The organism is Salinisphaera sp. S4-8, assembly GCF_040361235.1.
In the GTDB taxonomy this organism is placed as follows: domain Bacteria; phylum Pseudomonadota; class Gammaproteobacteria; order Nevskiales; family Salinisphaeraceae; genus Salinisphaera.
Map to the genome: position 1 here is coordinate 282,745 of NZ_APNF01000005.1, position 25,209 is coordinate 307,953.

At 63.5% G+C, this 25,209-nt stretch carries 22 protein-coding genes; 14 read left to right on the forward strand and 8 right to left on the reverse strand.

The window, feature by feature from the left end:
- Window positions 1-36: 36 nt before the first annotated feature.
- From S4A8_RS09900 to pip, 5 genes are all read left to right on the forward strand, one after another.
- Window positions 37-2,040: a TRAP transporter permease gene (locus S4A8_RS09900; protein WP_353220013.1), complete on the forward strand. Its 2,004-nt coding sequence runs from the start codon at window positions 37-39 to the stop codon at window positions 2,038-2,040.
- Window positions 2,041-2,053: 13 nt separating this feature from the next.
- Complete coding sequence (locus tag S4A8_RS09905; RefSeq protein WP_353220014.1) at window positions 2,054-2,725, forward strand: 3-oxoacid CoA-transferase subunit A; 672 nt, start codon at window positions 2,054-2,056, stop codon at window positions 2,723-2,725.
- Window positions 2,722-3,363 carry a 3-oxoacid CoA-transferase subunit B gene (locus tag S4A8_RS09910; RefSeq protein ID WP_353220015.1) on the forward strand — a complete coding sequence of 214 codons (642 nt, stop codon included), beginning with the start codon at window positions 2,722-2,724 and terminating at the stop codon, window positions 3,361-3,363. Before S4A8_RS09905 ends, S4A8_RS09910 begins: the two co-directional genes overlap by 4 nt.
- A gap of 22 nt (window positions 3,364-3,385) precedes the next feature.
- Window positions 3,386-4,705 carry a hypothetical protein gene (locus S4A8_RS09915; RefSeq protein WP_353220016.1) on the forward strand — a complete coding sequence of 440 codons (1,320 nt, stop codon included), beginning with the start codon at window positions 3,386-3,388 and terminating at the stop codon, window positions 4,703-4,705.
- Between the two features lie 61 nt (window positions 4,706-4,766).
- The gene (pip, locus tag S4A8_RS09920; protein ID WP_353220017.1) at window positions 4,767-5,744 is read left to right on the forward strand and encodes a prolyl aminopeptidase; all 978 of its coding nucleotides are present in this window, start codon (window positions 4,767-4,769) and stop codon (window positions 5,742-5,744) included.
- Window positions 5,745-6,634: 890 nt separating this feature from the next.
- Here the strand turns inward: pip and S4A8_RS09925 are convergent.
- Window positions 6,635-7,630: a diguanylate cyclase gene (locus tag S4A8_RS09925; RefSeq protein WP_353178605.1), complete on the reverse strand. Its 996-nt coding sequence runs from the start codon at window positions 7,628-7,630 to the stop codon at window positions 6,635-6,637.
- A gap of 358 nt (window positions 7,631-7,988) precedes the next feature.
- Between S4A8_RS09925 and S4A8_RS09930 the strand changes: the two genes are divergently transcribed.
- Window positions 7,989-9,050 carry an alpha/beta hydrolase gene (locus S4A8_RS09930; RefSeq protein WP_353220018.1) on the forward strand — a complete coding sequence of 354 codons (1,062 nt, stop codon included), beginning with the start codon at window positions 7,989-7,991 and terminating at the stop codon, window positions 9,048-9,050.
- On the opposite strand, the gene S4A8_RS09935 is transcribed toward S4A8_RS09930, so the two are convergent.
- A complete protein-coding gene (locus S4A8_RS09935) occupies window positions 9,047-9,487 on the reverse strand; it encodes an EF-hand domain-containing protein (protein WP_353220019.1) in 441 nt (146 codons plus the stop codon). The two genes, S4A8_RS09930 and S4A8_RS09935, sit on opposite strands and share 4 nt — an antisense overlap.
- Before the next feature lie 64 nt (window positions 9,488-9,551).
- On the reverse strand, window positions 9,552-11,453 hold the full coding sequence (locus tag S4A8_RS09940) for a metallophosphoesterase family protein (protein ID WP_353220020.1): 1,902 nt from the start codon (window positions 11,451-11,453) through the stop codon (window positions 9,552-9,554).
- Between the two features lie 227 nt (window positions 11,454-11,680).
- Between S4A8_RS09940 and S4A8_RS09945 the strand changes: the two genes are divergently transcribed.
- Window positions 11,681-12,952 (forward strand): Nramp family divalent metal transporter, encoded by a 1,272-nt coding sequence (locus tag S4A8_RS09945; RefSeq protein ID WP_353220072.1) that lies wholly within the window; start codon window positions 11,681-11,683, stop codon window positions 12,950-12,952.
- Between the two features lie 19 nt (window positions 12,953-12,971).
- On the opposite strand, the gene S4A8_RS09950 is transcribed toward S4A8_RS09945, so the two are convergent.
- Window positions 12,972-14,201: an MFS transporter gene (locus S4A8_RS09950; RefSeq protein WP_353220021.1), complete on the reverse strand. Its 1,230-nt coding sequence runs from the start codon at window positions 14,199-14,201 to the stop codon at window positions 12,972-12,974.
- Window positions 14,202-14,500: 299 nt separating this feature from the next.
- Here S4A8_RS09950 and typA point away from each other — a divergent pair, with 299 nt between their 5' ends.
- The 6 genes from typA to S4A8_RS09980 all read left to right on the forward strand — a co-directional run bounded on the left by typA (window position 14,501) and on the right by S4A8_RS09980 (window position 22,038).
- Window positions 14,501-16,333 (forward strand): translational GTPase TypA, encoded by a 1,833-nt coding sequence (gene typA, locus S4A8_RS09955; RefSeq protein WP_353178597.1) that lies wholly within the window; start codon window positions 14,501-14,503, stop codon window positions 16,331-16,333.
- 104 nt (window positions 16,334-16,437) lie between these two features.
- The gene (locus tag S4A8_RS09960; protein ID WP_353220022.1) at window positions 16,438-18,021 is read left to right on the forward strand and encodes a GNAT family N-acetyltransferase; all 1,584 of its coding nucleotides are present in this window, start codon (window positions 16,438-16,440) and stop codon (window positions 18,019-18,021) included.
- Window positions 18,022-18,119: 98 nt separating this feature from the next.
- Window positions 18,120-18,884 carry an SIR2 family NAD-dependent protein deacylase gene (locus S4A8_RS09965; RefSeq protein ID WP_353220023.1) on the forward strand — a complete coding sequence of 255 codons (765 nt, stop codon included), beginning with the start codon at window positions 18,120-18,122 and terminating at the stop codon, window positions 18,882-18,884.
- An 86-nt stretch (window positions 18,885-18,970) separates the two neighbouring features.
- On the forward strand, window positions 18,971-19,735 hold the full coding sequence (locus tag S4A8_RS09970) for a ParA family protein (RefSeq protein ID WP_353220024.1): 765 nt from the start codon (window positions 18,971-18,973) through the stop codon (window positions 19,733-19,735).
- A gap of 74 nt (window positions 19,736-19,809) precedes the next feature.
- A complete protein-coding gene (locus S4A8_RS09975; protein WP_353220025.1) occupies window positions 19,810-21,246 on the forward strand; it encodes an NfeD family protein in 1,437 nt (478 codons plus the stop codon).
- A gap of 3 nt (window positions 21,247-21,249) precedes the next feature.
- A complete protein-coding gene (locus tag S4A8_RS09980) occupies window positions 21,250-22,038 on the forward strand; it encodes a slipin family protein (RefSeq protein WP_353220026.1) in 789 nt (262 codons plus the stop codon).
- On the opposite strand, the gene S4A8_RS09985 is transcribed toward S4A8_RS09980, so the two are convergent.
- From S4A8_RS09985 to S4A8_RS09995, 3 genes are read right to left on the reverse strand one after another with little or no spacing between them, the layout of a single operon-like run.
- Window positions 22,035-22,772 (reverse strand): polyphosphate kinase 2 family protein, encoded by a 738-nt coding sequence (locus S4A8_RS09985; protein ID WP_353220027.1) that lies wholly within the window; start codon window positions 22,770-22,772, stop codon window positions 22,035-22,037. The genes S4A8_RS09980 and S4A8_RS09985 overlap by 4 nt on opposite strands.
- Window positions 22,762-23,436, reverse strand: coding sequence for a CoA pyrophosphatase (locus tag S4A8_RS09990; RefSeq protein ID WP_353220028.1), 675 nt, complete (start codon window positions 23,434-23,436; stop codon window positions 22,762-22,764). The genes S4A8_RS09985 and S4A8_RS09990 overlap by 11 nt, the downstream gene beginning before the upstream one ends.
- Before the next feature lie 4 nt (window positions 23,437-23,440).
- Window positions 23,441-23,800: a type 1 pili tip component gene (locus S4A8_RS09995; protein ID WP_353178583.1), complete on the reverse strand. Its 360-nt coding sequence runs from the start codon at window positions 23,798-23,800 to the stop codon at window positions 23,441-23,443.
- A gap of 158 nt (window positions 23,801-23,958) precedes the next feature.
- Between S4A8_RS09995 and S4A8_RS10000 the strand changes: the two genes are divergently transcribed.
- Window positions 23,959-24,219: a hypothetical protein gene (locus S4A8_RS10000; protein WP_353178581.1), complete on the forward strand. Its 261-nt coding sequence runs from the start codon at window positions 23,959-23,961 to the stop codon at window positions 24,217-24,219.
- Between the two features lie 26 nt (window positions 24,220-24,245).
- Here the strand turns inward: S4A8_RS10000 and S4A8_RS10005 are convergent, their stop codons facing one another.
- A complete protein-coding gene (locus S4A8_RS10005) occupies window positions 24,246-25,196 on the reverse strand; it encodes a transaldolase (protein ID WP_353220029.1) in 951 nt (316 codons plus the stop codon).
- Window positions 25,197-25,209 lie beyond the last annotated feature (13 nt).

Consider the following 25,209-nt stretch of genomic DNA (forward strand, 5'->3'; position numbering starts at 1 on the left):
TTCGTTTCACGTTCACCGAACTCCGAAGAGGTCGCCATGGCCACAAATACGCCGTCGGCCACCGAGATCAGCCTGGAAACGGACAAGGAAGCCAGCCGCCTGCGCGGTGTCTCCTACTGGACCGTCATGGCGCTGGGCACCCTCGGTCTGCTGCTCACCATCAACCAGACCTTCACCCTGGGTCTGTTCGGCTTTCAGCCGTTGGGCAACTCGTTTCTCTATTACCTGATCGGCCTGTTTCTGGCCGCGACCTTCCTCTACTTCCCGGCCTGGTCCGGCGCGAAAAGCGGCGTGCCGTTGTATGACTGGGCGCTGGCGGTGATCGCCATCGTGCCCGCGGTCTATCTGGGCCTGCACGGCCTCGAGATCATCCAGCAGGGCTGGGATTTCAGCGCCCCGATCGAGGCCACGGTGGCCTCCGGTGTGATGCTGGCACTCATTCTCGAAGGCACGCGTCGATGCGGCGGCCTGATTCTGGTGCTCGTAGCGCTGCTGTTCGGCTGTTACCCGCTATTCGCCGATCACATGCCCGGCTTTCTCTGGGGTACCCAGTACGGCTTTGGCGAAACCCTGCGCGCTCACGTGCTGGGCGTGGAATCGGTGATCGGCATTCCCATGCAGGTGGTTGCCAATCTGATCATCGGCTTCGTGGTCTTCGGCGCGGCATTGACGGTGACCGGCGGCGGCGATTTCTTCATGGATTTCGCCATGGCGCTGATGGGGCGCAGCCGCGGCGGCCCGGCCAAGGTCGCGGTGCTCTCGAGCGGCATCATGGGCAGTCTGTCGGGCAGTGTGATCTCGAATATCCTCACTACGGGCCCGATCACGATTCCGACCATGAAGAAGTCGGGCTATCCGGCCCATTACGCCGGCGCGATCGAAGCCTGTGCGTCGACCGGCGGTACCCTCATGCCACCCGTCATGGGCGCGGTGGCATTCATCATGGCGTCGTTTTTGAACGTGCCATATGCCGATGTGATGGTTGCGGCCTTTTTGCCCGCGCTGCTGTTCTATCTGGCGCTGCTGTTCCAGGTCGATGCCTACGCCGCCCGGCGCGGGCTCATCGGCATGCCGGAATCCGAAATCCCACGCGTGGTCGATACGCTCAAGCAGGGCTGGCCCTACCTGTTCAGCCTCGCGATGCTCATTTACATGCTGCTGGTCATGCGTCTGGACGCCTATGCGCCCTACTACGCGACCATCATCTTGCTGGTGATTGCGGTATTCAAACGCAGCCATCGCCTGAACTGGGCACGCATGCAATACCTGCTGCTCAATCTCACCAGCAGCGTGGCCAGTCTGGTCTCGATTCTGGCCGGCATCGGCCTGGTCGTGGGCGGGCTGTCGTATACCGGCGTGGCCGGTGCCTTCTCGCGCGAGCTGCTGCTCTATGCCGACGGCAGTATCCCGTTGATGCTGGCCGCGGGTGCGATTACCAGCTTCGTGCTGGGCATGGGCATGACCGTAAGCGCCTGCTATATTTTCCTGTCGATTCTGCTGGCGCCGGCGCTGGTGGAAGCGGGCCTGAACCCGCTGGCCAGCCATCTGTTCATTCTCTACTGGGGCATGCTGTCCTATATCACCCCGCCGGTCGCCCTGGCCGCGATCACCGCCGCGGGCGTGGCCGGCTCCAACGCCGGACGTACCGGCGTCTATGCCATGCGCCTGGGCAGCATTCTGTTTGTGTTGCCCTTCCTGTTCGTCACCAATCCAGCGCTGATCCTGCAGGGCGATCTGGTGCATATCCTGCTGTCGACGGTGACCGCGGTGGCCGCCATCTGGCTGGTCGCGGCCGCGCTCGAGGGCTATCTCTACCGGGTTGGTGCGATCAATCCGGTCATGCGGCTGGTCGTGCTGGTGGCCGGCGCCGGCCTGATCTATCCGGAACGGGTGTCGGATGTGGTGGGCATCGCGATCATCGTCTGCGTTTATATCGCCGATGCGGTGCTCGGCGGGCGACTGGGTTCCAAGGATGCGCAACGCCTGGCCCGTGCCAAACAAGCCGAACAGGCCGCGCAACAAGCGAAAGCTTCCTCCTGAAAGGTATAAGAACATGATAGACAAGCGAGTCGCGTCCGTGCGCGAAGCGATCGCCGGTATCAAGAGCGGCGATGCCGTGATGATCGGCGGTTTCGGCAGCTCGGGCATTCCCTTCGAACTCATCGAGGCGTTGCGCCTGCACGGTGCCAGCGAGCTCACCATCATTTCCAACAATGCCGGTTCGCATGAAATCGGTATCGCGACACTGCTGCGCGACCGGTTGGTGCGCAAGGTGGTTTGCACCTATCCGCGCTCGCAGGGTTCGGTCTGGTTCGAAAAACTCTATGAAGAAGGCGCGATCGAACTCGAACTGATGCCCCAGGGCACATTTGCCGAGCGCATGCGCGCTGCCGGCGCTGGCCTGGGTGGTTTCTTCACCCCCACCGGCTATGGCACCAAGCTCGCCGAGGGCAAGGAAACCCGCGAGATCGACGGCGTGGGCTATGTGCTGGAGCCGCCGCTCAAGGCCGACGTGGCCTTGATCAAGGCCCACAAGGGCGACAAGTGGGGCAACCTCGCCTACAACACGGCCGGTCGCAACTTCAATCCGGTCATGGCGATGGCCGCCGATCTGACTGTCGCCGAAGTCGAACATATCGTCGAACTCGGCGAACTCGATCCGGAGAGCGTGGCTACGCCCGGCATCTTCGTTGATCGCGTCGCCGCACAGGAGGGCATCGTATGACCCGTCTCGAACCCGCACAAATGGCCGAGCGCCTGGCCCAGGACATCCCCGATGGCAGCTATGTGAATCTGGGCATCGGCATGCCGGTGATGGTCGCCAACTACGTGCCGGAAGGCCGCGAGGTGATCTATCACAGCGAAAACGGCATTCTCGGCGTGGGCCCCACGCCGGCGCCCGGCACCGAAGACCCGGACCTGATCAACGCGGCCAAACAGTACGTCACCCTGATCAAGGGCGGCTGTTATTTCGATACCGCGGATTCGTTCGCCATGATGCGTGGCGGCCATCTGGATATCGCGGTCCTGGGCGGCTTTCAGGTCTCGGCGGACGGCAACCTCGCCAACTGGGCCACCGACAACGAAAAATATCCACCGGCCGTGGGCGGTGCGATGGATCTGTCGGTGGGTGCAAAAACCGTCTACGTGCTCATGCGCCACACCACGAAGGACGGCGCGCCCAAGATCCTGGATGCCTGTACCTATCCGTTGACCGGCACGGGCGTGGTCAGCCGTATCTACACCGATCTGGCGGTGATCGAAATCACCGAAGACGGCCCGCGGGTGGTGGAACTGTTCGGCGACAACAGCTTCGAAGACGTGCAGGCCTTGACCGGCACGCGGCTGTTGCCCGCGGCGTGAACACGGGGCGCCGACGGCCACGATGAACGCTCGCCGCATCGACAACCTGCGCAGCGCGCTGGTCTATCTCACCCTGGTCGCCGGCGTGCTCGGCCTGCCCCGGCTGGCCTGGTTCGTCGGCGCACCCGCGCTGATACTGGCGATCGTGCTCGCCTGGCCAGGCCTCAACCGGATACCGCGGGTGATCGTGTCCGCGGTGCTGGTGGCGATCGTTGGCGCCCTGCTCGTCGAGCCGGGGCTGCTCAGCGCCGGGCTGATGACCATTACACGCCTGGCAGCCCTGGTCGTTGCGGTCATGCTGCTATCGCACGCGCTCGGGCGTTCGCGGCATCTGTCGATCATCTCGGAACACCTGTTTGCCGGGCGCGCGCTCACCCGCTATCTGAGTATTACCTTCGGTACGCTGTTTCTTGCCATGCCGTTGAACTTTGGCTCGGTGAGCGTGGTTTCGACTCTCATCGGGCGCGAAATCTACAACTACGGCGATTCCGGCGGCGCCCGCAATGCCGCGCGCGCGGTGCTGCGCGGCTTTGGCTCGGCATCGGTGTGTTCACCGTTGTCGATCGCGGTGGTACTCACCCTCACCCTGGTGCCCGGCCTGCACGGCTGGCAGCTGTTGAGCCTGACCTTTCCGCTGGCCGCGGGTTACTTGATTACCGGCACCCTCTTTCGTGAACCCGAGAACGCGCCGGTGCCCGGCCAGGCCCGCCAGCGCCCGCCGCACGTCGTGCCGTCGTGGCTGTTCTTTGCCGCCTGTATCGGCCTGATCTGTGTGTGTACCTTCGCATCGCGGGCACTTTTCGGGTTGGCCTATGCGCAGGCTGTGACCTGTAGTTGTCTGCTGGTTGTCGCGATCGGCCTGCTTGCCAGCCCCGGCGAGCGACGTCTGCCACGCATGGACAACATCAGCAACGAACTGGCCATCATCTGTGGTTCGGCGTTTCTCGGCGCGACCCTGAGCGCCTTCGTCGCCGCCGGGCTGGATACCGATTTCGACCTGCCCGACTGGGCATTCCCCGCCATCGCCTTCGGCCTGCCCTGGGTGTTGTTTGCCGGCGGCTTGATCGGGATGAATCCGCTGATTCTGGTAACCCTCGCGGGCGGGCTGTCGAGCCGGCTCTGGCCGGAGGCCGCGGGGCTGGGGCTGGCCATCGCGATGGTTTCCGGTTGGGGGCTGACCATCGCCGGCACGCCCTATTCGGCCAACGCGCTGCTCGTACAGCGCCTGACCGGTTACGATAACTGGCAGGCCACCATCGGCTGGAGCCTGGCGCTCTCCCTGCTCGCATTGGCCGTGGCGTCGAGCCTGGCGGCGACGACCACGCTGGTGCTCATGCCCTGATCGGGTTCGCGGCGCGGGGGCCGATGATAGCCTGTGGGCTGGATTTCATTGCGCCGTACTCATGCCCGCCATAACCGATCCGAGCGACTATCGCCCGCTCTATCCCGAAATCGCGCCCTACGACAGCGGCATGCTGGCCGTGGACGACCGGCATACGCTCTACTATGAGCAGTGCGGCAACCCGCAGGGCAAACCGGTGGTGTTCCTGCATGGCGGGCCCGGTGGCGGCGCCGGGCCGAGCAGCCGTCGTTTTTTCGATCCGGCGCATTACCGCATCGTGCTGTTCGATCAGCGCGGCTGCGGGCGTTCCACCCCGCATGCCGACCTCGTCGACAACACCACCTGGCATCTGGTCGCCGATATCGAACGCCTGCGCGAACATCTGGCGATCGATCGCTGGCAGGTATTCGGCGGCTCCTGGGGCTCCACGCTGGCACTCACCTATGCCCAGACCCATCCCGAGCGGGTGAGCGAAATGGTGCTACGCGGCATCTTCATGCTGCGCCGCGCCGAAATGCTGTGGTTTTACCAACATGGTGCCAGCGCCTTGTTTCCCGACGCCTTTGAAGCGTATCGCGACCATATTCCCGTGGGCGAACGCGGCGATCTGATCAGTGCGTATTACCGACGCCTGACCAGCGACGACGAACACACCCGGCTCGAAGCGGCCCGCCGCTGGTCGGCCTGGGAAGGGGCAACAAGCTATCTCAGGCCCAGCGCCGCCGAAATCGACAGCAAGAGCGCGGGCCACTTCGCGCTGGCCTTCGCACGTATCGAATGCCATTACTTCGTGCACGGCGGTTTTTTCGAGCACGATGATCAGTTGCTGCGGGGTATCGAACGTATTCGCGATATTCCCTGCACGATCGTACACGGCCGCTACGATGTCGTCTGTCCGTTGGCCAACGCCTGGGACCTGCATCGCGCCTGGCCCGAGGCCGACCTGCGCATCACCCCCGATGCCGGCCATTCGGCTTTCGAGCCCGGCAACCGCCATGCCCTGCTCGAGGCGACCGACGCCTTCCGCCACAATCATTAGTGCAGCATGAGAACCGCTGACAAGGTCGGCTGTTTTCAATCGCTGCGCCGACGTTCGCGCCGGCTGCGCTCGCGCAGGCGAAATGAGCGCGGCCCGCGGCGTCGACGACCCGGCAGGCCGACGTCGGCCCAGGTACGGCGACATCTGCGGTTTTTCGTCTTCCACCTGAAAAAACAGTCCGCGAATGCACGCTAATAAACGCGAACGCAAGGCAGCTATGGGTTGAGAAAACAGCTAGACATGCGGCGCAAACAGCAAACCAAGTGTGTTTCGAGCGATCCGTCTTTTGTCTTATTCGCGTGTCTTCGCGTTCATTTGCGGAAATCTACGTAAGAAGCCATTTATCCGCAGATTACGCCGATTACGCAGATTGATTGAGGTGGCCCGCGTGGGCGATCGACATCATCGACGGCTTTGCTGGCCCTGCCGACCGGAAAAGTCCGCAGATCGACACAGCTTACACAGATCAACGCCAAGCAATTGCGGTCGTATGGCGCATGGGCCACAACAGGCCAGCCAGCCTTCGCGAAGCTTATCTTTCGCCTTATTCGCGTGTCTTTGCGTTCATTGGCGGACAACCTGCTGGCTTGAGAAAAAACTGCGGGGTTTCATGCATACGCAAGAAGTCATCTATCCGCAGATTACGCCGATTACGCCGATTGATTGAGGTGGCCCTGGTGGGCGATCGACTGCATTGACGGCTTGGCTCGGCTGGCCGTGCCGACCGGAAAAGTCCGCAGATCGACGCAGATGACACAGATCAACGATAAGCAATTGCGGTCGTATCGCGCGCATGGGCCACAGCAGGCCACCCCGCCTTCGAGCGGCCCATCTTTCGCCCTATTCGTGTGTCTTCGCGTTTATTCGCGGATTATTGCCGTCTTACGCGTCTATCGGCTGCGCCCACGTCGCGCATGCCGGGGCGACGATGCCCGACGACGTGTCCGGGCAGTCGCCTCGCAGGCCTGGTCCCGGCCGGCATGCTTGGCGGCGAACAGGGCTTCGTCGGCCTCGGCGACCACCGCCTGGGCATCGAGGCCCGCATGCGGCACGACGACGGTATAACCGACACTGATGGTGAGTCCGTCCCCCGGCGCGTCCGGGTTTTCGAGGCCCAGCTCGCGCACGCGCGCGCACAATCGATCGGCGAAATCGCGGGCGGGTTGTGCTTCCATGCCACAGGCCACCACCACGAACTCCTCACCGCCATAGCGCGCCAGAAAATCGGAGCCGCGTTGAAAACTCTCGGCCAGCGTCTGGGCGACCTCGATGAGTGCATTGTCGCCGGCCTGGTGGCCGAAACGATCGTTGAATGCCTTGAAATGATCGATATCGATGAAGAATACCGCCAGCGATTCACCCGTGCGTCGGCAGATCTTGAACAGCGACTCCATGCGATCGTCGAAGTGGCGCCGGTTGTAGACTCCGGTCAGGGCATCGAGCGTGACCAGTTCCTCGAGCGCCTCCTTGGCCGATTCGAGATCGCGGTTACGCGCGCGCAGCTCTTCGTCGAGCAACATGCGCTGGGTGACATCCTTCTGAAAACCAATGAAATGCGTCACCGTGCCGTGCTCGTTATGAATCGGCGATACGCTCAACTCGTTCCAGAACGGTGTGTCATCCTTGCGGTAATTGGTAATGACCTGGGAAAAGCCCTGCCCCTTGGCCAGCGCCGCGCGCATTTGCTCGCTACGTGCCGCTTCGGTCCGTCCGCGCTGCAGAAAGCGGCAATTGCGGCCCACCACTTCATCATGACTGTAGCCGGTCATGCGCTCGAAGGCGGGATTGACGAAGATCAGCGGCAGGTCGTCGGCGCGCGCATCGGCGATGGTGATGCCGTCGCGCGAGTCCATCACGGCATGCTGCAAGAGCTCAAGATCGATCATGGGCCGTTTGAAGTCCACAGAGCAATAAGACAGTGAATCAATATTTAAGGCGCAATTGAATAACGGACACTACGGAGGTTGGGCGCCCCTGTTTATCGCCAACCTAAACACGCCCGCCTACGCCGATACGAGGTGCCGTATGGGTTATCTATCCCAAATTCAGCGGGAAAGCGTACACAGATTCGGTGCACAGCGCATCAAACGCGTGGGCACTGAGCGCGCATGTCGGTGCAGGCAGGCAAATGCGGGCATATGAAATGGCGCCACGTACTGGGCTAGAATGCCTTATTCTGACAACGCCGGTGGTCAGTTTTCGTGCCGGTAGCGTATCGACCTCATCAGCTTGCGAGTGAATAGCATGACCCGACGATCTCCGGCGGCGCGTATCGAAAGCGCGATCGCCCGCGGCACGCTCAGACTGCCTGCCGCGGTACTGCGTATTCTCGCCGGCGCGCCGGTCGTGCGCGACGGCCAGACCCTGGATGTGCAGACGCAAATGCTGCTGCGCCTGCAACGCCTGCGCGGCGATGCCACGCTGGGCGGACGTGCGATTGATCGCGAGCGCGCGCTCATCGATGCCCAATCGCGTCTGCTCGAACCACGGACGCGCACACGTATCGCCTGCGAGGACATTCACGTGGCCGGTGCAGACACCCCCTGCGCGGCACGCGTTTATCGCCCCGCACGCGGGGAACACAAAGGCGGCGCCCTGGTGTTCTATCACGGCGGCGGGTTCGTAATCGGTTCACTGGCCTCGCACGACGGCGTATGCCGCGCGCTCGCCGAACGCGCCAACTGCGTGGTGATCGCGGTCGACTACCGTCTCGCTCCCGAGCATCCGGCGCCCGCCGGCGTCGATGACGCAGTGGCCGCGTTTCGCGATATTGCCCGCCGTGCGCAGGAACTGGACATCGATGCCGATCGCCTGGCGGTCGGCGGTGACAGCGCGGGCGGCAATCTATCGGCGGTCGTCGCCCAGATCACCCGCGACGACCGCCATTCGCCCTGTTTTCAGCTGCTGTTCTATCCGGCCATCGATTTCGCCCGCGAGCGCGCGTCGGTCCATACCTTTGCCGACGGTTTCCTGCTGGAAAAATCGTCCATGGACTGGTTTCGTGGACACTATATCCGGGACGGCTTCGACAACCGCGACCCGCGGGTATCGCCAATCTACGGCGATCTCGAAGGCCTGGCCCCCGCCATCGTGATTACGGGCGGTTTCGACCCGCTACGCGACGAAGGCGAGGACTATGCCAAGGCACTCCAGGCCGCGGGTGTGCAGGCCCGGATCGCGCGTCATCCATCGATGATCCACGGCTTCGTGAACTTCGCGGGCGGGGTTGCCGGCGCCGATGCCGCGCTTAGCGAAGGCGCGCAGGCCTTGCGGGCCGCGCTCGCGGACAATACGCACAAAGCCTAGTTCGCCGGCGTATCGTCGTCTTCGATGGCCCGACGCAGTTCCGCGCCGTCGAGTACGCCGTCGTCGTTGCTGTCCAGGGCATCGAAATACGGCGTCATCGCGGCCTGGTATTCGGCCAGTGAGACACCGCCGCTGGCATCGCGATCGAGATTGGCGAAGGTGCGCGCGATGGCTTTGCGGCGCGCGCGTCTCACGTCGGCCGATGCGTGGTCGTCGTCGGGCACCCGGCTGGCGGCGAGTTCGTCCTTGTCGAGCTGGCCATCGCTGTTGCGATCGAGCTGTTCGAAAGTCTTGCGCTGCCCGTCGATGGCCTCCTGACGGCCAATGGCGCCGTCATCGTTGGCATCCAGTGCCGAGAGTGCGTTCTGGGCCCAGACGCTGGCGGGCAGCGCGCCGAGAATGAATACCGCACATAGCGGCCATACCGATCGGCTCATCGCGTGGTTCGTTTCCAGGACATTACCCGGCCTTCGGCAACGCACGACGCGCGAGGTTCAATACTCATACCTGTTCGTGATCGCTGGCTTCGAAGCGCACATCGGAATCGTCGGCACACAGTTCCCGAATATCGCTGGGCTGGCCGGCGTCGTTGAAGCGTACATAGCCCATGCCCGCGCCGTTCACCAGCCGTTCGCCGTGATCGGCCGGCACCGGCCGACGCGGATAGATACGCATACGCCGACGCTTGGTGAACCAGTTCAGCGGCGAGTACGGCGCATACAACCAGCGGTTGAGACGATCGAACCAGTCGAGCAGTTTGCGGGGGAACTCGTTTTTCACCCCGGAGCTGGTGATCTGCCAGATCTTCTGGCGGGCGGCCGAAAAACGCAGGGTCACATCGTAGACGAACGAGTAATGCACATCGCCCGACAGGATGGTGAAGTTCTTCGGCGTATTGCCGTGGCGGAATATGTTGAGCAGCGTATGGGCCGCGCCCGGGTGCGCCATCCAGTTTTCGGCGTCCACCATCAACGGCTTGCCGAACCAGGTGAATACGCGCTGGATGTTCTCGATGAGCTTGACGCCGAAAATCGGCGCGGCCGACACCATCACCACGCTCTCGCGATGCATGAGCTGGGTCTGCATGTCGCTGAGCGCTTCCCAGTCCATCAGCCCCGAGGGCTTGGCCGGCGCGCGCCCGCGCCGCCAGCGCCGGGTGCGTGTATCCAGCACCAACACGCCCGGTTCGGTGTCGAGCATGAAATCCCAGCGATGAAAGGCCAGCAGCGTGTCGATGAGCGCGTCGTGGGCGGTATTGTCGCGGCTGGCGTAATACGTTTCGACGCTGGGCCAGACGCTGTCCTCGAACACCTCCGGCCGGTTGCCCCAGCCCTGGCATAACAGATACGCAACCAGGGCATTGCCGATGATACGGCGTGAAAACGGATGACCGTAGGCGGTATCCATCCATTCGCCGGTGAGGTTCCAGTCGTCCGTAACATCGTGATCGTCGAAGATCATGGCGGTCACGCTGTTGGCCATGAGCCGGCGCACGCCCGGCAGTTCGGCCACGAAGCGCTCGATGATCGCCGCCTCTGCGTCGTAGCGTTCGCGCTCCTGCTCGTCGAGGGCGGGCGGCGTGTATTCGAGCCCGCGCCAGGCCGCGTCCGACCAGCACAGCAAATACATCGCCAACACTTCGGCAAGCGTAATCAGGTGGTTGCCGGAGGAAGCCGAAGTAAACACCGGTTTGCGCGTACCGCCGAAAAAGCGGTCGCGCAGATCGCGGTTGACCTTTTCCTGCGGCAGCAATTCGTCGCGCCGGTAATAGCAGGCACTACAGGCATACAGCGCATCGCTGTCGTCGAGCACGGCGCCTTCGAGCGTTTCCGGCCATACCCCAAGCCGGGCAATGAGCGCATGAATCGCGCGCAGCATGGGCCCGGCGACGTCGTCGGCATAGATCTGATCGCCGGTCAGCAACACCGCCACCGGCCAGGTTCGGCTATCGTCGCGGCGCTCGCCCAGCCAGCGATCCGCACGCGCCATGCCGTCGCCCGACGGATGATGGGGGCGCCGGCAGGAGCCATGCAGCAGGCTGTCGAGCCGGGTCTTGATGACAAAGCGTGGGCGCGCCTCGCCCGGATAACACAGGCCTGGATCGAGTACGGCCAGCGAATGCCGCGCCTCTTCGAGCAACAGGTCGTAGCCGATCGGCGTATCTTCGGCCAGCGCATCGACCCCGGCGGCGGCCAGATCGATATCGATGAATACAAGCCAGGCGTGCTCGCCGATACGCAGATCGCGCCGGTAGCGATCGAGGGCGATCGTGTCGTCGGCGATCTGACGCCGGCCGTCGTCGTCACGGTACAACGCCAGCGCCAAGTCCACCGGCTGCGATACGGCCAGCCATAGCACCAGCCGCTGCGGGCGCGCCTGGCGCAGGATGGGCCCGGCGAGCACGGTGTCTGAAACGGGCGACGGCGATAAGGCATTGTGCGGCATACGGCAATTGTACGGTGCCCGCCGCTGGGCGCCAGCCATTTCCCTATTGACCGCATCGATTGCGATCGCTAAATTCAGCCCATGCTAAGTTTTATAGTCTCGAGTCATACTCGATTGATGCCACCAATTACACGCGCCTGGACCGCAAGCGCGTGAGCGCCGATCCCCACAGCCAATCCGCCGATATGCTGCCCGGCGAAGGGGCCACCATTCGTGCTGCCCAGGCCGCGCTGGACGGCCATCATCGCGGGCTGCGCGGACTGTGGCCGTTTCTCGGGCCGGCCTTCATCGCCGCCGTGGCATATATCGACCCCGGCAATTTCGCGACCAATATCCAGGCCGGCTCCACCTTCGGTTATCTGCTGTTGTGGGTCGTGGTGGTGGCCAATGTCATGGCCATCGTCATCCAGAGCATGTCGGCCAAGCTGGGTATTGCCACCGGCAAGAACGTGCCGGAAGTCTGTCGCGCGCGTTTTCCGCGGCCGGTCACCATTGCGCTGTGGATTCAGGCAGAAATCATCGCCATCGCCACCGATCTGGCCGAGTTCATCGGCGGCGCGTTGGGGCTGTACCTGCTATTCGGCATTCCGCTGTTTCCGGCGGCCCTGATCACTGGCGTGTTTTCCTTCGGCCTGCTGGAGCTTCAGCGGCGCGGTTTTCGCCCGCTCGAAGCCGGCATTACCGCGCTGGTGGGCGTGGTGATCGTGTCCTTTGCCTACGAAGTCTATGTCGCCGACCCGGCGATGGACGACCTGGCCCTGGGTCTGATCCCCGGCTTCGAAGGCAGCCATAGCGTGATGCTCGCTGCCGGTATTCTGGGCGCGACCGTCATGCCGCATGTCATCTATCTGCATTCGGCGCTCACCCAGCGGCGTGTGGTCGGGCGCAGTGCCAGCGAACGCCGGCGCATCTTTCGCTTCGAGTTCATCGATATCCTTATCGCCATGGGCGTGGCCGGCCTGATCAATGCCGCCATGCTGGTCATGGCCGCGGGGCTGTTCTTCGGCGCAACGACGCCCGTAACCACCCTGGAAGGTGCCTTCGCCCAGCTCGGCGAATACGCCGGGCCGGCCGCGGCCGGCTTGTTCGGCCTCGGCCTGCTGGCAAGCGGCTTTTCCAGTTCCTCGGTAGGCACGATGAGCGGCCAGGTGGTCATGCAGGGCTTTATCGCCCGCCAGATTCCGTTGTTCGCACGCCGCATGATCACCATGGCCCCGCCATTGGTCATTCTGGGCATGGGCGTGGATGCCACCACGGCCCTGGTAATGAGCCAGGTGGTGTTGTCCTTCGGTATTCCGTTCGCGTTGATTCCGTTGCTGCTGTTCTGCTCCAACCGCGAGATCATGGGCGATCTGGTCAACCACCGCGCCACGACCATCGCCGCCTGGGCGATCGCCTGTGTGGTAATCGCGCTGAATGTGTTTCTGCTTTACGAAACCTTTCGCGGCGGGTTTTAAGCCACCGTTTCGAACGGCGTCAGGCGCTGCCGGCTTCACGTCGGCGCCAGCGCATCAGCCACAGCGTGACCGCCAGCCCGGCGAGCAGGACCACCGCGACCATCAGCGTCACCCCGGCCCAGCCGGCCGCGCTCCAGAACAGCCCGCCCAGCGAGCCAACCACGCTCGAGCCAAGGTAGTAGCCCAGCAGATACAGCCCGGCAGCATGGCCCTTGCCGCGTTCGGCGAGCAGGCCGACAAAACCGCTGGCAGTGGAATGCCCGGCAAAGAAACCGATGGTCAGCAGTGCCATGCCCGGCACGACGGCAATGAGGTTGTCCGGCCACATGACGGCCAGCCCGGCGGCCATGCACACGATCGCGAACAGCAACACCGGCGGACGGCCGGCGCTATCGGCCACCCGCCCGGCAATAGGCGACGTGAGAATGCCGAGAATATAGATCACGAAGACCGATCCGATCGCGCCCTGGCCGAGCGAAAACGGTGCTTCGCTCAAGCGAAAGCCGATGTAGTTGTACACGGACACGAACGCGCCCATGAACAAAAAGCCACAGACGAACACCCAGGGCAACGCCTTGTGGCGTAGATGTTCACCGATCGGCCCGGCGTGCTGGGCCAGCGACATGCCGCGCTTGGCGGTGAAGTTCTGCGAGCGCGGCAGCAGCCAGAAGAACAGCACGGTCGCAACCAGACCGATTACGCCGATCGTGGCGAGCGCCACGCGCCAGTCCGCGTATTCGGAAATGAAACCGGTGATCACGCGTCCGCCCATGCCACCAGTAGCGGTACCGCCGATATACAAACCGGTGGCGGTACCCAGATCGGAAGGCGCGATCTCTTCGGATAGATAAGCAATCGCCAACGCCGGCACGCCACCCAGGGCCACGCCTTCGAGCGCCCGCGCGGCCAGCAGCGACCACCAGCCCGGCGCGAGCGCGGCCGCGATCGACAACACGGCCGAGCCGATCAGCGACGCGATCATCACCGGCTTGCGCTCGATCGCCTCGGACATCAGCCCGGCCAGCAATAGCGTGAAGGCGAGCACGCCCGTGGTCACCGACAACGACAGACTGCTCGCCGCCGCGCTGACATCGAATTCGCGCGCGAATGCGGGCATGAGCGGCTGCACCGCGTACATGGAGGAAAACGTTGCGAAGCCGGCTGCGAACAGCGCCAGATTCGCACGCCAGTACATCCGGCTGCCGCGTTGCAGATAGCGCGTCTCGCGCGCGGGCGGGGCATTGTTCATCGACTTATTGTCGCATGCAGCTATCTGCGGCCGGCAAAAGTAGGCATGTGTGCGTGCGGCGGCGCCCGCTTCGCATGCCGCAGCTGCGCAATATCAGCCCTGATATGGGGTCGGGCGCGCCTGACGCGCTCATGTGCCCGGATGTTTTTAAAACGGGCAACCGCCGGTAACGCTGATAGCGGCTGCCATTGCGCGCTGCAGTGCAAGAAAATCCGCGGGCGTCGCGGCGCGGGGCCTAGCCGGGGAGCGGCTGCTTCACGGATAATGGCGCGCTTTATTTTCTACCGGCCACGGCCTCTATGATCGACAACCTGCGCAATATCGCGATTATCGCCCACGTGGACCATGGCAAGACCACGCTCGTGGACTGCCTGCTGCGCCAGTCCGGCACCTTCGAAGCGCGCGAGGAAGTCGCCGATCGGATCATGGATTCCAACGATCTGGAAAAAGAGCGCGGCATCACGATTACGTCCAAGAATACCGCCATCGAATGGCGCGACCCGGACAGCAACGAAAACTATCGCATTAACATCGTCGACACCCCCGGCCATGCCGACTTCGGCGGCGAAGTCGAGCGCGTGCTGTCGATGGTGGACTCGGTGCTGCTGCTCGTCGATGCCGTCGACGGCCCCATGCCGCAGACGCGGTTCGTAACCGAAAAGGCCTTCGAGCTGGGCCTGAAGCCGATCGTGGTGATCAACAAGATCGACCGCGACGGCGCACGCCCGGACTGGGTGCTCACCCAGACCTTCGATCTGTTCGACTCGCTCGGTGCCACCGACGAACAGCTGGATTTCCCCACCGTCTACACCTCGGCGCTGGGCGGCTATGCCGGACTGGAAGACGACGTGCGCGAAGGCGACATGAAGCCGCTGTTCCGTACCATCACCGAACGCGTGCCCTCGCCCCCGGTCAAGACCGACGGCCCGTTCCAGATGCAGATCACCACGCTGGACTACAACAGCTTCGTCGGCCAGATCGGTATCGGCCGTATCGCGCGCGGCGCGATCAAACCGGCCACCCAGATCACCATCGTCGATCGCGAAGGCAACAAGCGCAACGCCAAGATCGCGGGCGTATTCGGCTTTCTCGGCCTCAACCGGGTGGAAGTCGATCAGGCCCAGGCCGGCGATATCGTTGCGCTGACCGGCATGGACGGACTCGATATTTCCGACACGCTCTGCGATACCAGCGCGCCCGAGGCGTTGCCCGCGCTGACCGTCGACGAGCCGACCATGAGCATGACCTTCGAGGTCAACAAGTCGCCGCTGGCCGGCAAGGACGGCGACTACCTCACCTCGCGCCAGATTCGCGAGCGCCTCTATCGCGAACTCAAGTCCAACGTCGCCATGCGCGTGGATCTGACCAGCGATCCGGATCGCTTCAAGGTGTCCGGGCGTGGCCTGCTGCATCTGTCGGTGCTGCTGGAAACCATGCGCCGCGAAGGCTACGAGCTTTCGGTCTCGCGGCCGGAAGTGGTCACCCGTGAAGTCGACGGCGAAATCCACGAGCCCTACGAACTGCTGATCTGCGATATCGAGGACGAACACCAGGGCGCGGTCATCGACAACCTCAACCAGCGCCGTGGCCAGCTGCAGAACATGCAGCCCGACGGCAACGGCCGTACGCGCCTGGAATTCATGATCCCCTCGCGCGGCTTGATCGGTTTTCAGACCGAGTTCATGAGCCTGACCTCGGGCACCGGCATCGTCACCCATGTGTTCGATCACTACGGGCCGAAAGGCGCGGATGCCATCGGCCAGCGCCATTCCGGCGTGCTCATTTCAAATGCCGCCGGCAAGGCCGTGGGCTTTGCCCTGTTCAATCTGCAGGATCGCGGCAAGATGATGGTCTCGCCCGGCGATGAGGTCTATGAAGGCATGGTCGTGGGTATTCATTCGCGCGAGAACGATCTCACCGTGAACGTGCTCAAGGCCAAGCAGCTCACCAACGTGCGCGCGGCCGGCTCGGACGAGAATATCGTGCTCACCCCGCCCATTCGCATGACCCTGGAACAGGCGCTGGAATTCATCAACGACGACGAACTCGTCGAAATCACCCCTGCCAACGTGCGCGTGCGCAAACGCTGGCTCAAGGAACACGAGCGCAAGAAAGCCAGCCGCGGCGGTTGATGCCGGCGCGCGGTTCGGTATTCATGCCGTAATCATCGATCGAGGCGATACGCGCGCCAGCATGCGTTGCGTATCGCCTCGTCATCGCCAACGAGGGATCGTTCATGCCCAGCCAAAGCCGTTCACGTCTGATCGTTCGTACCGCCAATCTGTCGGATATTCCGGCGATCAATCGGGTGGTACAACGTACCTATCCCAACCTCGACGATTACACCTTCGACGAGCTGCGCGGCCAGATCAACAACTTCCCCGAAGGCCAACTGGTCGCAGTCTACGAGGACGTCGTGGTCGGCTACTGCGCGACCCTGTGCCTGCCCGAAGAGCAGGTCATGCGTCCGCATACCTGGGCCCGCATCACCGGCAACGGCTACGGCTCCACCCACGATATCGACGGCGATTATCTCTACGGCTATGAAATCTGCGTGGACCCGGAGGCCCGCGGTCTGCGTATCGGCCAGCGCCTCTATCGCGAACGTGAAGCACTGTGCATCAAGCTCGGGCTCAAGGGCATCGTCTTCTCCGGGCGCCTGCCCGGCCTCAAGCGCCGCTTCAAGAAGTACGGCAGCGCAGAGGCCTATGTCGAGGCGGTCCAGAACAAGGAAATCCGCGATTCGGTACTGAGCTTTCAGCTCAACCAGGGCTACGAACTGCTGGGCGTGATGCCCAACTACCTGCCGCCGGATGAAGAATCCATGGGCTACGGCGCCCACCTGCTCTGGCGCAATCCGGAGTACAAATACCGTGAGGACGTCGCCGGCGACTCGCATGTGCATCTGCAGCGCCCGGCCACGGTACGTATCGCCACCATCCAGTATGGCCAGCGCGCGATCAACTCCTTCGACGAGTTCGCCCAGATCGTGACCTATTTCGTCCAGGAAACAGCCGATGCCAAGGCCGATTTCGTGGTGTTTCCGGAACTGTTCACGGTCCAGCTGCTGTCGATCAAGAACGAGGAATTGCGTCATCGCGCGGCGATTCAGCGGCTGGCCGATTTCGTCGACGAGTTCCGTGAGCTGATGGCCTCGCTGGCGGTGAAGTTCAATATCAACATCATTGCCGGTTCGCATCCGACCCGGGTCGGCGAGGATCTGCAGAATATCGGCTATATCTATCTGCGCGACGGTTCGGAATACCAGCAGCCCAAGATCCACCCCACCCCGGGCGAGCGCCATTACTGGAATATCGTCGGCGGCGATTCGCTCAATGCGATCGAAACCGACTGCGGGCCGATTGGCGTACTGGTGTGCTACGACAGCGAATTCCCCGAGCTGTGTCGACATCTGGCCGACCAGGGCATCAACATGCTGTTCGTGCCCTATTCCACCGAAGATCGCAACGGCCATCTGCGGGTGCGCTACTCGGCCCATGCGCGTGCGGTTGAAAACCAGATCTATGTGGCCACCGCCGGCAATGTCGGCAACCTGCCGCGGGTGCATGCCATGGACCTGCACTATGGCCAGAGCGCGATCATCACGCCCTGCGATTTCGCCTTCGCCCGCGACGGCATCGCCGCGGACACCACGCCCAACGTGGAAATGGTGGCGATCGCCGATGTGCGCCTGGACGTCCTGCTGGACGCCCGTACCACCGGCTCCGTGCAGAACATGCTCGACCGTCGCCACGATCTCTATCACGTGCAATGGATGCCGCGTCGGCGTGCGGTCAAGGCACCGCGCAGCCGCCGCTAGGCGTTTAGACATTGGGCCACGGCTGACGAACGCCCGTCACCCGGTTAGAGTGACGGGCTGTCTTTTCATGAACTCGGCGTACAGGCCGACCGTCAGCCATGCCTTCGACACCGACGATCGATAGCGCGGCCCGCGCACTCGCCGTCAGCCAGCGCCTGCTCGTACTGTCGGGCGCGGGGCTGTCCGCCGAGTCCGGTATTCCGACTTTTCGCGAAGCCCAGACCGGGCTCTGGGCGCAGTTCTCACCCCAGGATCTGGCCACGCCGGAGGCCTTTGCCGCCAACCCGGAACGGGTCTGGGCGTGGTATCGCTGGCGGCGCACGCTGATTGCCCGCGGCGGCGTCAATGCCGGGCATCGCGCGATCGCGGCGCTGGAACGGCATATGGACGTGGTCATCGCCACCCAGAATGTCGATGGCCTGCAAAGTACGGCCGGCAGTCGCGACGTATCCGAACTGCACGGCAATATCTGGATCGATCGCTGTAGTGAATGCGGCGACGAACGCCGCCAGGCCGTCGCCGAAGCCGACGAGCAGGCCCCCATCCCAACGTGCCAGTCCTGCGGCGCAGGCATGCGCCCGGGCGTGGTCTGGTTTGGCGAGATGCTGCCCATGGCCGCGCTCGAACGCGCCCGGGCCGAACTGGATCGCTGTGACTGCGTGCTGGTCGTGGGCACTTCCAATCAGGTCTATCCCGCCGCCGCATTGGTGGAAATGGCCGTGGACGGGCCCACGCCCGTCATCGAGGTCAACCCGCAGGCCACCGCCGTATCGCCCTGCGTGGATGTGCATATCGCCGAGGCCGCGAGCATGGCCCTGCCGGCGCTGGTCGACAGGCTCGACGCTATGCGGACAGCCCGCTAAGCTCACTTATTCGGAAGAAAACGGGTTTTACGCTGGCGCGCGTTTACAGCACGCCGGCCATAGCCAGGGCAGACCGGGGGTTATCGATGACGCGTCGCGTGGTGTTCAATCAAAAAGGCGGGGTCGGCAAGACCACGCTGTTGTGCAATCTGGCCGCGATCGCTGCCGCGCGCGGCAAGCGCACGCTGGTGATCGATCTGGATGCCCAGTGCAATGCCAGCCAGTATCTGTTGTCGTCGGACAACCGCCAGGCAGAGGCCGGCAGCGCGGATTTCTTCGAATCCACCCTGTCGCGGGCGCGCACGGGCAGTAATCTGGCCGACTACATCACGCCCTCGCCGTTCGAAAATCTATCGGTGATGGCCGCGCATCCGGACCTGGAAGAACTGCGCATCAAGCTCGAGGCCAAGCACAAGATCTACAAGCTCAAGCAATCGCTGGCGCGCCTTCACGATTACGATGCGATCTTCATCGATACGCCACCGGCGCTGAATTTCTATTCGCAATCGGCGCTGATCGCCGCCGAGCGCTGTCTCGTGCCTTTCGATTGCGACGATTTCGCCCGCCAGGCGCTGTATTCGCTGTTCGACAACATCCACGAGATCCAGGACGACCACAACCCCGACCTCGTGATCGACGGCATCGTGGTCAATCAATTTCAGGCGCGGGCGAAACTGCCCGAGCGCATGCTCGCCGAGCTCAAGGCCGAAGGTCATCCGCTGATCGAAACGCGTATCACCTCTTCGATCAAGGTGCGCGAATCCCACGACGCCTCGATCCCGCTGATCCACTACGCGCCCAGTCACAAGGTCACGCAGCAGTTGATCGCGCTCTACGAACGCCTCGACTAGCCCACTCGGGAAAAGCACGCACACAGGCTGGCGCACGGGCATCGTAAAACGCCGCGATCGCGTAATATCGACCCATGGCTTTTGTACGCACAGGGTTGATCGGATTGCTCTTGTTCGTCCTGATGGCGGGCACCGGCGCGATTTCGGCCCAACCCTCGGCGAGCGACGCGTCCGGCGTGCGCGAAGTGCCGATCGTCGGGCCCATCGGCCCTGCCACCAGCGCCTTCGTGCACGACGAACTGGCGGCCGCCGCCCAGGCAAACGCGGCGTTGGTCATACTGCGCCTGGATACGCCCGGCGGGCTCGACGGCGCGATGCGCGATATCGTCAAGGCGATACTGGCGTCATCCGTGCCGGTCGCCGCCTATGTCGCGCCCAGCGGCGCACGCGCCGCCAGTGCCGGCACTTATATCCTCTACGCCAGTCATATCGCGGCCATGGCGCCAGCCACCAATCTCGGCGCGGCCACGCCCGTATCGATCGGTGGCGACAGCAAGCCGGCCTCGCCTGCGCCATCCGATTCCCCGGATAACGAAGCGGAAGCTCGCGAGGCGCCGGCCGACGATGCCACCGCCAAACGCCGCAAGGCGGTCAACGATGCCGTGGCCTATATCCGCAGCCTGGCCGAACAGCGCGGGCGCAATGCCGACTGGGCCGAAAAAGCGGTCCGTGAAGGCGTGAGCCTGTCGGCCAAGGCCGCGCTCGAGGCCAATGTCATCGAACTGATCGCCGCGAACACCACCGAACTGCTCGCCGCGCTCGACGGCCGGCAGGTCGATACCGTGGCCGGGCCAGAGCAGCTCAACGTCGCCGGCGCGACGATCGAACAGCGCGAACCGGGCTGGCAGACGGAACTGCTGTCGGTGGTCACCAATCCCACCGTTGCCTATCTGCTGTTCATGATCGGCATCTATGGCCTGATTCTGGAAGGCCTGAACCCGGGTACCGCGGTGCCGGGCGTGGTCGGCGCGATCAGCCTGCTGTGCGCGTTGTTCGCTTTTCAGGTGTTGCCGGTCAACTATGCCGGCCTGGCGCTGATCGCGCTCGGCGCGGGTTTGATGATCGCCGAGATGTTCGCGCCCAGCTTCGGTATTCTGGGTCTGGGCGGCGTTGCCGCCTTCGTGTTCGGCTCGATCATGCTTATGGATACCGACGTACCCGGTTTCGAAATCCCGTTCGGCCTGATCGGCGGGCTCGCCGTGGCCAGCGCCCTGCTGCTTTTCGGGATCGTGTATATATTCCTGCGCTCGCGACGCGAGAAAATACAGACCGGCCATGCCGGGCTCATCGGCAGCCGTTGTGTAGCCCTCGCCGACTTCGAGCACGAAGGCCGCGTGCGGCTGCACGGCGAATCCTGGCTGGCGCAAAGCCCCACGCCGGTTGCACGCGACGACCAACTCATCGTCACCGATGCCGAAGGCCTGAAAGTATTCGTACGCCCTGCCGGGCCGGCGGATACCCCCATTCATACGGGCAACGCCTCAGCGCGTCGGCCCAAACCGCGGAGCTAAGCCATGCTGATCAATTTCGGTTTTGCCATCGTCATTCTGCTCGCCCTGCTGATCTTCGCCTCGATCAAGATCCTGCCCGAATACGAACGCGGCGTGATGTTCACTCTCGGGCGCATGACCGGGGTAAAAGGCCCCGGCCTGTTTCTGGTCATTCCGGTGATCCAGAAGATGGTCAAGGTCGATATGCGCGTGGTGGTGCTCGATGTGCCGCCCCAGGACGTGATCTCGCGCGATAACGTGTCGGTGCGGGTCAACGCCGTGGTGTATTTCCGCGTGATCGATGCCGACAAGGCGATCGTGGAAGTCGAGCATTTCTACGATGCGGTCAGCCAACTCGCCCAGACCACCCTGCGCAGCGTGCTCGGCAAGCACGAACTCGACGAAATGCTCGCCGAGCGCGACAAGCTCAATGCCGATATCCAGGAAATTCTCGACCGGCATACCGATGCCTGGGGCCTGAAAGTGGCCAATGTCGAGATCAAGCAGGTCGATCTCGACGAAAGCATGACCCGCGCGATCGCCCGTCAGGCCGAGGCCGAGCGCGCGCGTCGGGCCAAGGTCATCAACGCCGAGGGCGAAATGCAGGCCGCAGAAAATCTGCGCGAAGCCGCCAATCAGCTCGCCAAGGAACCCCAGGCACTGCAGCTGCGCTATCTGCAAACGCTCGTGGATATCGCCGGCGACAACAACTCCACCATCGTCTTTCCGCTGCCGATGGATCTGATCGAGCCGCTCATGGACGTGGCGCGGAAAATAGACGACCGGGCGCCGAAGAGCGACAACGACGCCTAGGAACTCGCCAACATGAACCGTTCCACGATCGGGTCGACCTGGGGCTCGGCGGACAGATCGAGCCCCGCGCCGAGCACCGCCACGATACGCTGCAACGCCGCCACACGGGCGCGCGACTTGTGGTTGGCATCGATACGGATCCACGGCGCAGCAGACGTCGAACAGCGCTCGAACATGCGCGCATAGGCCTGTTCGTAATCCTGCCAGCGGGCGCGGTTGCGGATATCGTCTTCGGTGAGTTTCCAGCGCTTGGCCGGATTCTCGTAGCGGGCACGAAAACGCGCGAGCTGGGTATCGGCATCGATATCCAGAAACAGCTTCACCAGCCGTACACCGTTGTCGACCAGCGTGCGCTCGAAGGCATTGATTTCGTCGTAGGCGCGCTCGCACTCGGCCTCGGTGATGAAGCCCTCGATCGGCTCGACCAGAACCCGCCCGTACCAGCTCCGGTCGAAGATCGCGATTTCGCTGGCCGTGGGCAAGCGCTCCCAGAAGCGTTGTAGCCACAGCTCGCGGCGTTCGCGTGCATCCGGGGCCTTGATCGGCCACACATCGAGATAACGCGGATCGAGCGTCCAGGCGATACGCCGGATCAGCCCGCCCTTGCCGGCTGCATCCCAGCCTTCGAGCACGATCACCCCCGTGTGGCCGCCCGCGGCAAAGACATGCTGAATACGCAGCAGCTGCGCCTGCAGCGCCTTGAGTTCGTCGCGCGCCGACTTGTCAGCGGCCACGGCGCACGGTCTCCTCTTCGGCCGGGCGCGGCATATCCAGCGGCCGCCGTTCGGCATGGGCCAGACGTTGTACGAGGCCGAGCAGAATACCCGCGGTCGCGCCCCAGATATGATCGTCGCCGTAATCGATGCCGTAGACCTGATAGGTCTGGCCGTTACGCTCGTACGGGTAGCGTCGATAGTTGTCCAGATCCAGCACATGCGCCAGCGGCACGGCGAACAGCCGTGCGACCTCGGCATCGTCCGGGTAGACCTGGGCGTTCGGGTCCACCCAGCCGACGAAGGGGCTGATCACGAAGCCCGTGACGGTCGGGTATTCGGGTAGCTCGCCAAGCACTTCGACATGGCGCGGGTGCAGCTCGATTTCTTCCTCGGCTTCGCGCAACGCGGCGTGTTCCACATTGCGATCGCTGGCTTCCATGCTGCCACCGGGAAAACTGATCTGGCCTGGATGATGCCGCAGGGCCGCACTGCGCTGGGTGAAATAGACATAGGGCTCGGCAGCAGCGACCACGGGGATGAGCACGCCCGCACGGCGCGCCGCCCGCCCGTGGGCGGCGATCGGGCGGTTGTCCCCCGGGTCGCGATGTCCCACCGGCATCGTGACCGACAGCGCCTGTTCCAGGCGCGCCCGCCAGGCGCCCGACGAGGTGGCGCGCGTCAAGACATCAACCGCGCGACGCGGCGGATTGGTCGATACGCTCGCCCGCCTGCAGCTTCTCGGCATATTCCTTGGCCAGCGCCTGGAAGCGCGGCGTCAGCCCGGCATCGGCATACATCGGGTCGCCTTCTTCGTCGTAGGCCGCGATTTCGGTGCCCGGTTCGTAGGAAAACGAGCTGGCCAGTTCGTCCAGGGCGGCCGCCAGCAGATCGGTGAGAATACGTTCCTGGGTCAGGCCGGGAAACAGATCGCACAGGGCTGCCACCTTGGCCGCGTCGTAGAGGGGCAGACGAATCTCGTAGCTTTCGTCGGTGCGCGTTTCGCCAGCATTGGCTTGCCATTGTGCGACCAGTTCGTTGACTTTCATCCGGGTACCTGCAGTGTGAAGAATCGATGCGCGTCTATGCGCCTATAGATTACGAGAGTCATCGCCGTTCGAACAACGTCACGCGGGCGTTTGAAAGTCGCGTTGACCCGTTTCTAAGCGCCTGCTAGCTTGGCGCCAACTCAACCCGAGAGCAACGCATGGCCAAGACCGAAAAGACCTGGAGCCTGAAGGAAATCGATCAGCAGCGCGGTGACAAGAAAGGCACGGCGTTCCTGGCATTCAAACAGCTCAAGGACAGTTTCGACGAGGGCCGCGACTACTATTACCTGAGCGCAAGCCAGGATGCGCGCGAGATCGAGCAGCTGCGCCAGGCCGGGCGTATCTACGAAAGCACGGTCAACGCCATTCTGCTGACCGAAGGCGGCTACAGCGCCGTACTCGATTACCTCGACGGCTAACGCGTGCCCCGGCGGCGCGCACGCGCTCAGCCGCCCAGCTGTGTTTCCAGCGCGCGCTGATCGTCGGCAAAACGGCGAATACCCTCGGCGAGTTTCTCGGTGGCCATGGCATCGGCGTTCATGGCCCAATCGAACGCACGCCGGTCGAGCATCAGCCGCGGCACATCGGATTCGGTCGTGGTGATGCCCGGCGTATCGCTTTGCCCCAGACCGGCCAGCTCTTCGAGCAGCGCCGGCGAAATGGTCATCAGATCGGCCCCGGCCAGTGCGAGAATCTGTTCGCGGTTACGAAAGCTCGCGGCCATCACCTGGGTCGGATAACCATGGGTTTTTGCATAGGCATTGATACGGCGCACACTGGCTACGCCCGGATCGTCTTCCGGCGCGTAATGGTCGACGCCGTCGGCTTTCTTGTACCAGTCGGTAATACGACCGACGAACGGCGAAATCAGCGTCACCCCCGCCTCGAAACAGGCCTGGGCCTGGGCCAGCGAAAAGATCAGCGTCATGTTGCAGGCAATGCCCTCGGCCTCGAGCACGCTGGCCGCGCGAATACCGGCCCAGGTGCTGGCGATCTTGATCAGGATACGATCGGCGCCCACCCCCAGCTCGGCATAGTCAGCAATCAGCGCGCGCGCCTTGCGGATGGTGGCATCGGTATCGAACGACAGGCGGGCGTCCACTTCGGTGGACACATAGCGCGGCACGACCTGCGTGAGTTCGCGCCCGAACAGCGTCATCAGTCGTTCCACGCGCGTGAGCCCGCCAGCGGGCGTAGCACCCATGGCCTCGTCCACGAGATGCCGATAGCGGCTATCGCCGGCGGCCTGCAGGACCAGGCTCGGGTTCGTCGTGGCATCGGTCGGCCGATAGGCCCGAATGGTTTCGAAATCGCCGCTATCGGCAACCACCGTGGTACGGGCGCGCAGGGCTTCGAGCGCATTCGGCGCCGCGGCGCGGGCGAAGGATTCGGACATGACGTGACTCGTA